General features: G+C 67.2%; 2 protein-coding genes. Both read left to right on the top strand.

All coding sequences use genetic code 11. The annotated features are described in order from the left end of the window. Window positions 1-446: electron transfer flavoprotein subunit alpha/FixB family protein (locus tag D2T30_RS22935; protein WP_206613041.1), on the top strand; the 446-nt coding region annotated here is incomplete at its 5' end. Window positions 447-548: 102 nt separating this feature from the next. Further along, window positions 549-692, top strand: a 144-nt coding sequence (locus D2T30_RS22940; protein WP_128210662.1) for an NAD(P)-binding protein, incomplete at its 3' end; no start/stop codon positions are given.

Raw genomic sequence — 692 nt, forward strand, 5'->3', positions numbered from 1 at the left:
CGCCGATCGAGGCCGTCGCCGCGGCGGGCGACAAGGGCCTGTCGGCCTGGGTCGAGGACAAGGTGGTGAAATCCGACCGGCCCGAGCTGACCTCGGCGAAGATCGTGGTTTCGGGCGGCCGCGGCATCGGTTCGGCCGAGAATTTCGCGCTGATCGAGGCGCTGGCGGATAAGCTGCACGCGGCGGTCGGCGCCTCGCGCGCGGCGGTGGATTCGGGCTATGCGCCGAACGACCGTCAGGTCGGGCAGACCGGCAAGGTGGTGGCGCCGGAGCTTTATGTGGCGGTGGGGATTTCCGGCGCGATCCAGCATCTGGCCGGGATGAAGGATTCGAAGGTGATCGTGGCGATCAACAAGGACGAGGAAGCCCCGATCTTCCAGGTCGCCGACTACGGCCTCGTCGGCGATCTCTTCACAACGCTGCCGGAACTCACCCAAAAGCTGTGAGGGAGACGCCGGGCGGGCCCCATCGAGGGACCCGCCCGGCGGGGGCATCCGCCCCGGCGCTCTCTCCCGCACGCGCGAATCCGGCCAGGAAAGGACCGAGCCATGACGGAAATCGCCATGCCAGCGATTGATCGTGAGTCGATGGATTATGATGTCGTGATCGTGGGGGGTGGTCCTTCGGGGTTGTCCGCGGCGATCCGGCTGAAGCAGATCGACCCGGATCTGGGCGTGGTGGTGCTGGAGAAG

Origin of the sequence: Paenirhodobacter populi (assembly GCF_004022215.1) — a bacterium.
GTDB classification, from domain to species: domain Bacteria; phylum Pseudomonadota; class Alphaproteobacteria; order Rhodobacterales; family Rhodobacteraceae; genus Rhodobacter; species Rhodobacter populi.